The sequence below is a fragment of the Embleya sp. NPDC050154 genome (genome assembly GCF_044460165.1).
Lineage (GTDB): Bacteria > Actinomycetota > Actinomycetes > Streptomycetales > Streptomycetaceae > Embleya.
In genome coordinates this window covers 38,524-50,940 of the sequence record NZ_JBITJP010000043.1, presented here as the reverse complement: position 1 = coordinate 50,940, position 12,417 = coordinate 38,524, and the positions used below count along the sequence as shown (strand labels likewise).

At 70.2% G+C, this 12,417-nt stretch carries 11 protein-coding genes, 2 pseudogenes and 1 riboswitch; of the genes and pseudogenes, 7 read left to right on the top strand and 6 right to left on the bottom strand.

Annotated elements, in window-relative coordinates; translation table 11 throughout:
* The first annotated feature begins 7 nt into the window (after positions 1–7).
* Together ACIBSV_RS48085 and ACIBSV_RS48080 are read left to right on the top strand one after the other, a co-directional pair.
* A complete protein-coding gene (locus ACIBSV_RS48085) occupies positions 8–652 on the top strand; it encodes an amino acid ABC transporter permease (protein ID WP_395873918.1) in 645 nt (214 codons plus the stop codon).
* Positions 649–1,458 carry an amino acid ABC transporter permease gene (locus tag ACIBSV_RS48080; RefSeq protein WP_395873917.1) on the top strand — a complete coding sequence of 270 codons (810 nt, stop codon included), beginning with the start codon at positions 649–651 and terminating at the stop codon, positions 1,456–1,458. Before ACIBSV_RS48085 ends, ACIBSV_RS48080 begins: the two co-directional genes overlap by 4 nt.
* Positions 1,459–1,515: 57 nt before the next feature.
* On the opposite strand, the gene ACIBSV_RS48075 is transcribed toward ACIBSV_RS48080, so the two are convergent.
* Positions 1,516–2,712: a MerR family transcriptional regulator gene (locus ACIBSV_RS48075; RefSeq protein ID WP_395873916.1), complete on the bottom strand. Its 1,197-nt coding sequence runs from the start codon at positions 2,710–2,712 to the stop codon at positions 1,516–1,518.
* Positions 2,713–2,873: 161 nt separating this feature from the next.
* On the opposite strand from ACIBSV_RS48075, the gene ACIBSV_RS48070 reads away from it, so the two are divergent.
* Entirely contained in the window at positions 2,874–3,197 is a 324-nt protein-coding gene (locus ACIBSV_RS48070) for a plasmid stabilization protein (RefSeq protein WP_395873915.1), read from the top strand.
* A 150-nt stretch (positions 3,198–3,347) separates the two neighbouring features.
* Here the strand turns inward: ACIBSV_RS48070 and ACIBSV_RS48065 are convergent, their stop codons facing one another.
* Complete coding sequence (locus ACIBSV_RS48065) at positions 3,348–4,715, bottom strand: purine-cytosine permease family protein (RefSeq protein ID WP_395873914.1); 1,368 nt, start codon at positions 4,713–4,715, stop codon at positions 3,348–3,350.
* Positions 4,711–4,851, bottom strand: a riboswitch (TPP riboswitch). Its footprint overlaps the gene before it by 5 nt.
* 507 nt (positions 4,852–5,358) lie before the next feature.
* The gene (locus ACIBSV_RS48060) at positions 5,359–6,555 is read right to left on the bottom strand and encodes a CHAT domain-containing protein (RefSeq protein WP_395873913.1); all 1,197 of its coding nucleotides are present in this window, start codon (positions 6,553–6,555) and stop codon (positions 5,359–5,361) included.
* Positions 6,556–7,135: 580 nt separating this feature from the next.
* Between ACIBSV_RS48060 and ACIBSV_RS48055 the strand changes: the two genes are divergently transcribed.
* Complete coding sequence (locus tag ACIBSV_RS48055; RefSeq protein WP_395873912.1) at positions 7,136–8,761, top strand: alpha/beta fold hydrolase; 1,626 nt, start codon at positions 7,136–7,138, stop codon at positions 8,759–8,761.
* Positions 8,762–8,881: 120 nt separating this feature from the next.
* Here the strand turns inward: ACIBSV_RS48055 and ACIBSV_RS48050 are convergent, their stop codons facing one another.
* Positions 8,882–9,241 (bottom strand): peptidase inhibitor family I36 protein, encoded by a 360-nt coding sequence (locus ACIBSV_RS48050; protein ID WP_395873911.1) that lies wholly within the window; start codon positions 9,239–9,241, stop codon positions 8,882–8,884.
* A 278-nt stretch (positions 9,242–9,519) separates the two neighbouring features.
* On the opposite strand from ACIBSV_RS48050, the gene ACIBSV_RS48045 reads away from it, so the two are divergent.
* Complete coding sequence (locus tag ACIBSV_RS48045; protein WP_395873910.1) at positions 9,520–9,945, top strand: hypothetical protein; 426 nt, start codon at positions 9,520–9,522, stop codon at positions 9,943–9,945.
* Positions 9,946–10,102: 157 nt separating this feature from the next.
* Here ACIBSV_RS48045 and ACIBSV_RS48040 read toward each other — a convergent pair.
* Positions 10,103–10,234 (bottom strand): annotated as a pseudogene (locus tag ACIBSV_RS48040) (RidA family protein); the annotation flags it as partial.
* A gap of 337 nt (positions 10,235–10,571) precedes the next feature.
* Between ACIBSV_RS48040 and ACIBSV_RS48035 the strand changes: the two are divergent.
* Positions 10,572–11,678: a hypothetical protein gene (locus ACIBSV_RS48035; RefSeq protein WP_395873909.1), complete on the top strand. Its 1,107-nt coding sequence runs from the start codon at positions 10,572–10,574 to the stop codon at positions 11,676–11,678.
* Between the two features lie 24 nt (positions 11,679–11,702).
* Here the strand turns inward: ACIBSV_RS48035 and ACIBSV_RS48030 are convergent.
* Positions 11,703–11,888, bottom strand: a pseudogene (locus ACIBSV_RS48030) (GNAT family N-acetyltransferase); the annotation flags it as partial.
* Here ACIBSV_RS48030 and ACIBSV_RS48025 point away from each other — a divergent pair.
* Positions 11,851–12,243, top strand: a complete 393-nt coding sequence (locus ACIBSV_RS48025) for a carboxylesterase family protein (RefSeq protein WP_395873908.1) — start codon at positions 11,851–11,853, stop codon at positions 12,241–12,243. The pseudogene ACIBSV_RS48030 and the gene ACIBSV_RS48025 overlap by 38 nt on opposite strands.
* Positions 12,244–12,417: the final 174 nt, after the last annotated feature.

Genomic DNA, 12,417 nt, shown 5'->3' with positions numbered 1-12,417 from the left:
GACGACGATGAATGTGCTGCTCGACAACTTCACCCTGTTCCGCAAGGGCTTCGTGGGTACGGTCGAACTGACCCTGGCCGCCTCGGCGATCGCCCTCGTGGTCGGCGTGCTGATGGCCGCCTGCCGGGTCTCCCCGGTCCGTCCGCTGCGGATCATCGGCGGCGCGTGGGTGACCGTGCTCCGCAACACCCCGCTCACCCTGCTGTTCTTCGCGGTCGTGCTGGGTCTGCCGCGATTCGGCGTGGTGCTCCCCTTCTTCACCCTCGCGGTGCTCGCCCTGGGCTGCTACACCTCGGCGTTCATCTGCGAGGCGGTCCGCGCCGGCATCAACACCGTGCCGGTCGGCCAGGGCGAGGCGGCCCGAAGTCTGGGCATGAACTTCGGCCAGACGCTCCAACTGATCGTGCTGCCACAGGCGGTGCGCGCGGTGATCCCACCGGTGGGCAGCACGCTGATCGCGCTCGCCAAGAACACCGCGATCGCCGGTTCGTTCAGCGTCACCGAACTGCTCGGCACATACCGCACCCTCAACGAACTCGGCTACGACATCGTCGTCACGTTCCTGTGGATCGCCGTGGGCTACCTGATCATCACGCTGTCCATCAGCGCCCTGTTCCGCTTCCTGGAGAAGCGCCTGGAGGTGGCCCGATGAGCACCGAGACCTCGGCGCTGTACGACGTCCCCGGCCCGAAGGCCCTGGCCCGGCACCGCACTTACGGCTGGATCGTCACCGCGCTGTTGATCTGTGTGCTGGCATGGGTGATCTACAAGCTGATCGACACCGGACAGTTCGCCCATGACAAGTGGGCACCCTTCGAATACGTGGGCGTACAGAAGCTGTTGCTGCGCGGCCTGAGGAACACGCTCGAGGTCTTCGCGTGGGCGGCGGTGCTCTCGCTGGCCTTCGGCGCCTTCTTCGCGGCCGGTCGGCTCTCCGAACACCGGGTGATCCGCTGGGGCGCGGGCCTGGTGGTGGAGTTCTTCCGGGCCATGCCCGTGCTGGTGATGATCTTCTTCATCTTCATCGCGATGAAGGTCGAACCCCGCCTGGCCCTGATCGCCGGCCTTACCTTGTACAACGGTTCGGTCCTGGCCGAGGTCTTCCGCGGCGGCGTCAACGCGGTCCCCAAGGGCCAGAGCGAGGCGGCCTACGCACTGGGCATGCGCAAGACCTCGGTGATGGTGCACATCCTGATCCCCCAGGCGGTCCGCACCATGTTGCCCACGATCATCAGCCAGTTGGTGGTCACGCTCAAGGACACCTCGCTGGGCTACCTGATCTCGTACGAGGAATTCCTCTACGCCGGCAAGCAGATCGCCACCAACCTCGACTACAGCCTCCCCTTCATCCCGGTCGTCATCGTGATCGCCCCGATCTACATCGGCATGTGCATGCTTCTCTCCGGCCTTGCCCGCTACTTGGAAAGCAGCGGACGCCGCCGCCACAAGGGCGCCTGACGCCACGTCGGCGGATCGATGCTTCGGCCCGCCCGCGGCCTCCGGACGAGATCGGCCCTATTTCGGGTTCCCGGCTTTCGGGAGGGCCACCGGCATCACCAATGTGGTGAAGCTGCCCTGATCGGCGGAGCGGACCAGGACCGGTAGATCGGGGGCGGCGATGTCGAGGAGCACGTCCGGGCCGACGCCGGCGTCCAGGGCGGGTACGAGTGTGCCCGGGTCGAAGGCGAGTCGGGTCGCGGGGCCGGCGCAGATCGCCGGCAGGGCGCCGGCGTCGACTCGGATCCCGTCGAGGGTCGTGGTCAACACTCGGACCCGGCTCGGGCTCGGGCTGGGGCTGGGGTCTCGGCCTTGGTCCTCTTTCCGGCCTTGGTCCCGGTCCTCGCCATGGTCGTGGTCCTCGCCCGGGTCGTGGTTCTCGTCTTCGTCCCGCCCTCGGCCCAGGCCCCGGCCCTCGCCGAGCAGCGCTTCGCGTAGGGCCGCGCGGTCCACCACGACGCGGGTCTGCGGCGTGGCCAACGCGGCGAGCATGTCGCGGTAGGCCGGGTAGGTGTCGGCGGACGTCGCCGGCTCGTGGACCTCGTCGCCGGCGCGCAGGCGGAAGCCGTCGGCGTCGAGTTCGAGGTCGATCTCGCGGTGTCGGGTCGCCCAGGGGCCGAGTGCGATCAGGTCACCCACCCGGACCAGCGCCTGTCCCGGGCCGCCCTCGATCCGACCCGGGCGCAGTGTACGAACGGACAGCCGGTAGCGATCCGTCGCCACCAGGCGTACCTCCCCGTCGGCCACCTCGACCAGCACACACCCGAGCACCGCCGGCTCCCCCGCACCCGCCGCCGGCGCCACCTGCCGCACCGCGCTCGCCCATTCGGCCCCGCCGATGCTCGCCCGCGTACCGGTCGTGGTCAGCGAGCGCAGCACGCCCTCGACCACGACCCGCGCGGTGTCGGCGCGCTCGCGCATGCGGTCCAGGTGGGTGCGCAGCAGCGCCTCGGCGTGCTCCGGTGGACCGTCCAGTACGGCGACCGCCTCCGGCAGCGGCACCTCCGCCTCGCGCAACGCCCGCAGCCGCAGCGCCCGCGCCTCCTGCTCCGGCGCGTAGGAGCGGTAGCCCGTACCCGGGTCCACCGACGCGGGCCGCATCACACCGCAGTCGTCGTAGTAGCGCAACGCGCTCGGGCTCAGCCCGACCCGCCGCGCGAACGCGCCGATGCCCACCAGTGCGTCCCGTACCTCGTTGTTCGTGTCGTCGTCCATGGCGGCGAGTCTGCGGCTTCGACCTGCTCGAAGGTCAACTGCGGTCGGTCGGCACGGGTGATCGACGCCAGTGCGGGTAGCCGAAACAGGCCGATGAAGGAGGCCGCGAAAAAGGCCGACATGGCATCGAGTGGCGAGTAATACGAGTGAGGTGGACGACCATGCCACGCGGATCCAGCCCCAAGCGCGAACGTCAGTACGAGCACATCAAGGAGAGCGCCAAACAGCGCGGCACCGGCGAGAAGCGGGCCGAGGAGATCGCCGCCCGCACGGTCAACAAGGAGCGCGCCCGCTCCGGCGAGGCCAAGACCGCGAGCCGCTCGTCGCTGCACGACATGTCCTCGGCGAAGCGGGGCGGCAAGAACTCGCACAAGGGTTCGCAGGCACCCACGTACGACCAGCTCTACGCGGATGCCAAGCGCCGCAACATCAAGGGCCGCTCGTCGATGAACAAGGCGCAATTGGCCAAGGCCCTGGGCAGCTAGACGAGGCCGGTCGGGGCGGGTCGGCTCGGGGCGGCGTGGGTCGGGGCGGGTCGGGGCGTCTGCGTTCCGGTCCGGGACACCGGGGTCCGCCCGGGCGGTGGATCACGGCCGCGTCGGGAGGAGGCACCCGACCGACGCGGCCGGCCCACCTCAACGCGCCGCGACCGCCCGCCGCCGGTCCCACGCGACCGCGAGGTACGCGGTCACGCCCGCGAGCGCGAACGAGAACAGTGAGGCCGAGGTCCACGTCTGCGCGTGGATGTGCAGCGCGTCCTGGAGCCGGCCCCAGAACTTCGCCCACCACTCGACCGAACCCGGGTTGATCAGCTGATACATGCAGAACCCCAGCACCCACGGCACGACCATCACCCAGCGGGCCGGCGCGCGGTCGCCCAGGTCCCAGCCGGCTCGGCCGCGTCCGGCGAACAGGTCCACCGCGAGCACGCCGAGCAGCGGGATGAAGATCGAGCCGATCAGCGACAGGAAGCTCGCGTAGGTGTCGAAGTCGTTCACCATCAGCGCGAACGCGGTGACCAGCGCGCCCACGCCCAGGCACAACACCCGGCGGTCCACGCGCGGCGCCAGGTTCTGGATCGACATCGCGGTGCTGTAGACGTTGGCGAAGCTCTGGTCCACCTCGCGCACGACCAGCACGGCGAAGAACACCCATCCGGCGGTGACGCCCAGGAACGAGTCGAAGATCTTGTCCGCGTCGCCGCCGACCTGGGCCAGCGCGACCAGGCCGAGCAGGTAGCACCAGATGCTGGTGATCGAGAATCCGCTGAACGCCGCCCAGAACGCGGGCTTGGTGCCGCGCGAGTGGCGGGTGTAGTCGGACGCGAGCGGAACCCAGGAGACCGCGACCGCGAGCGCCGCGTCCATCGCCGGGAAGAACCCGGACCACGACCCCTCGGTCATCGGCGGCAGGCCCTCGCGCCACAACTGGATGGAGAAGTAGAGCATCGCGATGCCCACCGCGATCGTCACGTAGCGGCGCAGGATCCGCAGCATGCCCAGCGGACGCAGCGTCATCGCCGTGGTGACCGCGCCGGCGGCGACGATGTAAAGCCAATGCGGGCCGTCACCGTCGGTCATCGCCTCGATGCCGATCGAGATCACCAACAGCTCGAAGGTGCCCCAGCCGATGCACTGGACGATGTTGAACACCGTCGGCACGTAGGAGATTTTCGTGCCGAACAGGCCACGCAGCACGGTCATCGCGGGCGCGCCGCTGCGGGCACCGGGGATGCCGGCGACGGCGACCATGAGTGTGCCGATCAGCGTGCCGCCGACGGCCGCGACGATCGCGGCCACCATCGACAGTTGCGGATAGCCGGCCGGGGCGAGCACGAACAGGGCGCCGGAGAAGCCGAGCAGGCTCACTCCGAGGTTGGCCCAGAACGCCGCCTGGTCACGGAACCCGAGGGTACGTGGCGGCGCGGTGTCCAGGACCAGAGGCGCCTCGACGCCGCCGTGCGGTGTCTCGGGGCGCGCGTCGTCGATGACCGGAGCCGACATGGCTCTACCTGCTCTCCCTACGCCGGCATTACCCGGACAGGTTCAAGCGGTCGGTGGCCCCGGATGCGCCGGCGCTACGCCGACACCCCATGCCGCCCTCTCAGCCCGGTTGGTCCGAGCTCCCGCGATGGCGTGGCGAACAGTACGCGCCTCGCGGGTCGCTTGGGAAGGCGGGGTGACCCAACACACGCTCGCGCCCGCCGCCTCGCGCCGGCGAACACACGCACACGCCGGCCGCCTCGCATGGGTGAACACATGCTCGCGCGGGCCATGCCGAGTGGGTGAGCACCATGCCCGCGTCAGCCTTCCCGAGGGGGTGAACCCCGGCTCGCGTCGGCCTTCCCGAGGGGTGCACCCTGGCCCGCGACCGCCGTCCGGAGTGGTTGCACGCAGCCCTCACGCCCGCCATCCCAAGTGGGTGAGCACAGGCTCGCGCCCAGCCATCCCGAGTGGGTGTACACAAAGGCGCCCACCGTCCCGAGTGGGTGAACACACCCTCGCGCCCACCTCCCCTGGTGGGTGAACGCTGTTGCCCATCGAGCCGGCCACCCCGGGCGGGTGAACGGACTTCGCGGCTCACCACCCCGAGTGGGTGAACACACGCCCGCCGCCACCCGGAGTGGGTGACAGCACGCCCACGCGCTCACCATCCCGAGTGGGTGAAGCCCGCCCAGGCGGTCAGCGCGTCCGGGGCGATCGCGCGGGCCCTGGCGGCGAGTTCGGGCGGCATCGCGGCCGGGATGCCGCGTTTGGGGTCGCGCAGCCACAACTGGGCTGTGCGTACGGCCTGAGCCGGCGGCAGGTCGCGGCGGTCGAGGTAGTGGCGGGCCATGTACAGCACCAGCGCCGTGATCGTCTCGTCCACCGGCCACAGCGTGGACACCACGGTGTGGCTGCCGGCCGTCAGGTACTCGGCGGCCCGTCGCCAGTTCTCGTCGTGACCACCCGCCGGCACAAAGGCGATCGGATCGCCGGCGGCGCGGCCGACCTCGACCCGGTACCGCCTGTCGAGGTCGCCCACCGACCGCGCGGCGACGTCGCACAACAACCGCGGTGCGCCGATGTACGAGATGCGCGTGCTCTGCAGCGCGTGCCGGCGGCGGCCGTCGACGACCGTCCAAGCCGCGTGCCAGGGCACCATGCCGAACGGTCCGGCGGGCAGCAGCACCAGGGACGGCGTGTGGCCGAACGCGTCGGGCAGCGCGGTCAGTACCGGTTCCATCACCGCTGCCCAGGCCCATTCGCACAGCGCGTCGAGCAGGTCGGCCCAGTTCTCCCGATCGCCCCTGCCCAGGTCCAGGCCGTATTCGAGTTCGGGCAGGTCGAGCACCCGCGTCGCGCCGTCGGTGCCGGTGATCACCGCGGCTCCGGGAACGAGTTGCACCAGCACGTCGTGACCGAGCCGAACCAGCGCGGCGGCGATCTCGGCGGCCGACGGCGGGTCGAGGAGCGTACGCCACGGGGTGCCGCGCGGGTCGAGCCCGATCCGGGCCGAGGCCACCTGCGCGGCGGCCCGGAGCAGGTGGGCATCCGCCGGCGCGGCCCGATCCGCGCGCCGGAAGCAGAGCCGCGCCTGGTCCCAGGCCCGACGGTCGCCGACGGGTGCCGCGCTCGCGGCGTACGCGACGCCCGCCACGTAGGCGAATTCCGGCCACCGGGCGTCGGCGCCGTCGAGCGTGCCGAGTGCCTCGGTCAGCAACTCGATCGCCTCGGCGAACAACTCCCGCACGGCGTCCGGGCCGCCCTCGCCCGACTCGGCCGCCAACGCCTCGGCGCACCGTGCCCGACCGCGTTCACCCCGCTCCCGAGCCCGCCGCGTCTCCGCGTCGACATCCTCCACGCCCACCCCCCGCTAGCCCCCGCACGCCGAAACCACGGTACCGGGGCACGAACTCGCCCCAACGAACGCGCCATCACAACCGCGGCCGAATCCCACCGCCCCATGCCACCACTCCACCCCCCACCCGACCCACCACACCGCCGGCACGTCGACCCGCCCACGCCGCTGCCCACCGTCCGGGCGCATCACAGCCCGATCGCCCGATCGACCCGCTGCTCCACCACCCCACCGGTTCGCCGATAGACCACTTCACTCCCGCCCCCACCACCCCACCAACCGCGCCCGCCACTCCGCCACTCCGCCGGTCTATCGACACACCTCCCCGCCCGCCCCTCGGGCACCCCGTCGCTTCGCCGGCGGTGCCTCCTCGTGCCGGAACCGTTGCTTCCGGTGGTGTGTCCGGCGGGCGCGCAGCCGAACCTTCCGGTTGCCGTAGCGGAGCGGTCCATGGCTCTTCCGTCTTGGTTTACCGGCGCGTAACTTACTCGTGAGTCACCCTCCGACGCCGTCCCAGGGCGTCGCTTCGCCACGCATTCCCGCTGGTCGGGCCACGCCCCGACCATGACGTCAGGAGACCCTCATGGGTCAATTCCGCATGCGCCCACGCGCTGGTGTGCGCCCACGCGCTCGTGCGGTCGCCGTCGTCTCGGCCGCGATTCTCGCCGGGACCGCCCTCGGTCCGGCCGCCTCGGCCGGCACCACCGTCGCTCGCGCCCCGGCGGCCGCCGTGCAGACCGCCGCCGGGACGTCCCTGCGCTTCGTCGACATCCCCGGCGACGGCGGCACCAAGCTCGCCGCCAACGTGACCACCCCGACCGGCGGCGCCCCCGGCACCCGCTACCCGATCGTGGTGCTGCCGACCAGTTGGGCGATGCCCCAGATCGAGTACGTCGTCCCCGCGCAAAAGCTCGCGGACAAGGGCTATGTCGTGGTCGGTTACAACTCGCGCGGCTTCTGGCAGTCCGGCGGCGAGATCGAGACGGCCGGCCCGAAGGACATCGCCGACGCGTCCAGGGTGATCGACTGGGCGCTGGCCAACACGCCCGCGGATCCGGCCCGGATAGGCATGGCCGGCGTCTCCTACGGCGCCGGGATCAGCCTGCTCGCGTCCGCGTTCGATCCCAGGATCAAGGCCGTGGTCGCGATGAGCGGCTGGGCCGACCTGATCGACTCCATCTACAGCGGTCGCACCGAACACGCCCAGGCCGCCACGCTGTTGGGCGGTGCCGGTTTCCTCACCGGTCGTCCCAGCGCCGAACTCACCGAGATCCTGCAGAACTTCCTCTCCGGCAACCTGGCCAAGGAGGCGGAGATGATCGCGTGGGGCGCCAAGCGCTCACCCGCGACCTACCTCGACCGGATCAACGCCAACGGCGCCGCGATCATGCTCGGCAACGCGTGGGGCGACTCGCTCTTCCCGCCGAACCAATACGCCGACTTCTATGGGAAGTTGACCGGCCCCAAGCGACTGGAATTCCGTCCGGGCGACCACGCCACCGCCGAGGCGGGCGGCCTGTTCGGACTTCCCAACGACATGTGGGCCGACTCGACCCGCTGGTTCGACCACCACCTCAAGGGCGTCGACAACGGCATCGACCGCGAGCAGCCCGTGCAGCTCAAGTCCCGTACAGGTGAGGGCGGTTACGAGGGCTTTTCGAGCTGGGCGGCCGTACCGTCCTCGACCCGCACCATCGCGCTCAACGGAACCCAGCACGTCCTGGCGAACATCGACTCCGGGGCGAACGGCGGCACGATCTTCCTGTCCAGCATCCTCGACCAGTTCCTCCAGGTCCCGCCGGTCGCCTCGATCCCGCTGCTGCCCAGGGCGTTCGCGGGCGTGTGGCAGAGCGACCGCTACGACACGCAGACGAAGGTGCGCGGTACAACCAAGCTGCACACCACCGTCACCGCGTCGCACGAAAGCGGAACGATCTTCGCCTACCTGTACGACGTCGGCCCGCTGGGTATCGGCAAATTGGTGACCCACTCGCCGCTGAGCTTCCACGGCAGGACGCCGGGTGTGGCCTTCCCAGTCGACATCGACATGTTCGCGACGGCCTACGACGTCCCGGCGGGCCACCGCCTGGCGGTCGTGGTGGACACCGTCGACCCGCTGTACCTGGAGCACAACCCGTTCGCCGCCGGACTCGCCTTCTCGTCACCGGCGAACGACCCGTCCACGGTAACGGTGCCGGTCCGCGACTGAGGCCGAGGCCGAGGCCGAGAACGGAGGCCAAGGCGGCGACCGGGGCCAAGGTCGAGCCCGAATTCGCCCACGCAACGGCCGGTGCCCCTCGGACACCGGCCGTTGCCACCGCAACAGACCTCAGCAGGCGCCCGGCCCGACACCGTCGATCCGACCGCCGAAGTCGCCGAGGTACTTCGAGCGCCAGTCACCGTTGAACACGTCGCGCTTCTCCACCGGGCTCCAGTTGATGAAACAGGCCCTGGTGCTCGCGACGGCGGATCCGACGTGATCGTGGAAGGCCGGCGGCATATCGCGGTAGCCACTGCGCGCGGTCCACTCCCACGTGTTGCCGTGGAAACCCTCCCCGGTCCAGAAGCACACCGAGCCGTCGTTGCAGGACGGCGGCGCGGCCGGCGCCGCACTCGCACTCGTCGCCGGCAGCAACAGGGCGGTAAGGGACAGAGCGGCGGCGAGCGCCAGGGTACGCATGCGCATCATGGGTTACTCCACAATCGAAGCACTCGAGACAATCGAGACGGCAACGGCGATCTGCCGCGACGCCGCCATGCTCCTGACCCGGGCCCCGAACTCGCCATACCTCCCGGTTGTTACCACCCGATCGGGGACATGCCGTCCCCATACGGCCCAGCGTCGCAATGGCTGGTCGTCGTCCGCCCCATGCCACTACGCTGCGCCGGTGATCATTCTCCTTGTCCACCCGCGACCGGCCCTCAGGGCACCTTCGAGCCGCACCGGGCGCTGACATGGCGCCTTTCGTGGACCGCATCACTCCGTACGACCCGGCCGCGGCAAACTCGACCTCCGGCCGCATTCCCACCCGCACCCGCATCCGGCACGACGCGCGCGAGGCCATCGCGACCGCGTACACCGCCGCGACAGCCGGATTCGCCCTCGACGCCGCCATCCATCGCCTGGCGATCGACAATCCGGTGGCGAACGGGTTCCATTCCGACGATCGCACCGCGGACGACGGACTCCGGGCCGAACTGAGCGAACTGGTCGCCGCCCGAGGCCCGGAGCTTCTGGAAGAGCACCGCATAGGCAACGCGTTTCGCTGGCACCGGCTCGCCGGCGGAGCCGAAATCCGCTCCACGGGCGCCCGGTTGACGCCACGCGCGCGATTGACGGTATGCCCGGACCCGCCGACCCGGCGGTCGAAGCGGGCGAGAGAGTACGTGTGACCATCACCGAAATGGACCGCGAGCGCCGCCGCATCGCCCTCTCCTTCGGCGACATCGACGCCTTCAACGACTCCGACCACTCCGGCTGAGCCCGAGGAGGCGGTCCCTCGGGCCCACCCCCCGATCCACGCGCGGCCACCCCACGGGCGGCGGGCCACTACGCGATGGCCCGCCGCGCGTACACCTCGATCTCGATCCTCATCCGGGGATCGGCAAGGCCGCACATCAACATCCTGGCGGCCGGTCGCACTTCGCCGAAGCAGCGGCGCAGCACCGGCCAACACGGCTCGTTACGACCGGATCATCGGCCTGTGCACCGCGTCGGGCTTCACCCGCAGGTGACCCAGCACGCGGTGGAATGGCAGACCGTCTGCGCCCAGGTGGAAACCGGCCTGGGGGTGTCCCTGGCCCCGGCGAGCATCCGACGCATCCGCCTCAGGGGCGTCGCCTTCCGCACCATCGACCGGACGCACCCCGCACCCGGGTCGCCGTCGCGTCGCGTAAGGAGGACGACAGCCCGCTGGTGGGCAGCCTTTTGACGGCCATCGACCAGGATCCGCCGGACGGCTCTCGGAGGTTCGGCGGTCGGGCCGTGTCCTAGGAGATCGCGTCGCCGTTGAGTCGGCATGGGAACTTCGGGGTCGGGTGGGATCGTTCCGAACGGCTTGTGGGGGCGGAGCAGGAGCACACGCAGACGATTCCTCGGCATCGCCACCGCGGTCGGTGCCGGCGCGTATCTCGGCGGCACCCGGACCGCGTCCGCGGCGACGGGCGATCCGGGGCCGGCACCGGAACTGCGGGCCCGCGAGGCGATCTTCGCGATCGACACCGCCATGCGTGAGAGCTACGACGCGCTCCGGGCCGAGGTGATCAAGCAGCTCGGCCCGGTCATCGTCATCGAGAACGATTACCGGGGCGGCCGGTACACGCTCATCCACAACGGCGAGCGGGAGTCCTTGCACCCCGTCTCCGACATGTTCGAGCTGGCCAAGTCGGTCGCCCACGCGCCCCTGGGCATCTACTCGATCATCGCGCCGTATCTGAGCCGCCGAATCCCGGAACTCCCCAGCTCCGCCCGCCTCGACCAGCACGACCTGGACATGGTGGCGTTCAAGGGCCCGGGAACGAACGGATGGATCAGCCCGCTTCAGGACTTCGGTGCCACCCTGACCACCGCCCGGCGGCAGCTCGGCAACGCGCGCATGGCGCGCGAACTCGAAGCGTCCTGCGTACGGATCCTCGACGCCGCGATCGAGTTCATCGACGAGTCGGCGCGGCGCGGCTCGTTCGACATGGCGTCTTTCGAGACCTTCACAGGCGGCTTGAACGACGCCATCGAAACCAACATCAAGCACGCGTCCCGCGCCCAGATCGAGGGCGTGGAAGCCCTCATGGGGCGCTGGCGGGACAAGGTCGGCCGAGCGGACTGGCCCGGCCTGTACATCGTCGTCCTGTCCATCTGGACGACGTCCGCCCAGAACCAGAACTCGATCATCGTCAAACACTTCATGGACCCCGCAAGGGCCGACTCACACCTGATCGACCTCCAGACGGCCCAACCACCCACCGACCCCATCCACGTCGCCCTCGACAACCTGGCCCGAATCGTCCAGGACAACGTCGCGGCGGAAATGGTCTTCCCCCTGAACCCACAACCGGCGGACGCCTTGAAGGGCCGCGAGGACCTCCTGACCCAGGAAATCCTCCACCAACTCGATTGCCCTCACCGCTGAACGGTCACCAGGGCAGGCCGGTCCCTATTGGCCGAGCGGCGCGTTCTCGATCGCCGTCGCACGGCGGGTCAACACGCGGGTGATGTGGCCGTCGTCCTCTTCGATGTCGCGGACATGCTCGAAGCCGATTCTGTCCAGCAGGACCAGCGAGGCATCGTTCGACGCGGCCACGGTGGCATGCACCTCGGTCAGGCCGAGAGTGTCGAAGCCATCCTCCGCCACCACCCACGTATACGAGTTCGGCCGGCGTTCGCCCAAGACGCGCGAGGACTCCCGGCCCCTCGGGGCATGCCACATCGCGGAGATCCCGTTCATCTGGCAATCCCTCGACGCCTCCGGCGTGGACGAACTCGTCGTCAGTCCTCCCCGCGATCTCGCCGACGAAATGCACCGGCGCTGGGTGGAGTTCATCCTGACCGGCGCACCGACGGACTGGCCCGCGTACGACACGACACAGCGCCCGGTCATGACCTTCCGCCGAGACAACGAGCCGGTGAACGAGATCGTCCCGGACCCGCGCGGACACGAACGGCTCCTGTGGGAGGGCTCGCTCGACCCCGAGTGAGCGAACCGCCGGCGAGCGAAGGCGAGCAAAGCGCCCGGCGAGCGAACCGCCCATCGAGCAAAGCCCCCGGCGAGCACCGCACCAGTGGCCGAACCGCCCTCCGGGCCGAACCTGCCCGAGCCACAACCAACCGGCCGGCGCCGCGCCTCGTCGCGCCGCCGGCCGGAAATGGTT

Coding starts and splice junctions, on each gene's coding strand:
- ACIBSV_RS48085 (WP_395873918.1), top strand. CDS start 8: ATGAATGTGCTGCTCGACAACTTCACCCTGTTCCGCAAGGGCTTCGTG.
- ACIBSV_RS48080 (WP_395873917.1), top strand. CDS start 649: ATGAGCACCGAGACCTCGGCGCTGTACGACGTCCCCGGCCCGAAGGCC.
- ACIBSV_RS48075 (WP_395873916.1), bottom strand. CDS start 2,712: ATGGACGACGACACGAACAACGAGGTACGGGACGCACTGGTGGGCATC.
- ACIBSV_RS48070 (WP_395873915.1), top strand. CDS start 2,874: ATGCCACGCGGATCCAGCCCCAAGCGCGAACGTCAGTACGAGCACATC.
- ACIBSV_RS48065 (WP_395873914.1), bottom strand. CDS start 4,715: ATGTCGGCTCCGGTCATCGACGACGCGCGCCCCGAGACACCGCACGGC.
- ACIBSV_RS48055 (WP_395873912.1), top strand. CDS start 7,136: ATGGGTCAATTCCGCATGCGCCCACGCGCTGGTGTGCGCCCACGCGCT.
- ACIBSV_RS48050 (WP_395873911.1), bottom strand. CDS start 9,241: ATGATGCGCATGCGTACCCTGGCGCTCGCCGCCGCTCTGTCCCTTACC.
- ACIBSV_RS48035 (WP_395873909.1), top strand. CDS start 10,572: ATGGGAACTTCGGGGTCGGGTGGGATCGTTCCGAACGGCTTGTGGGGG.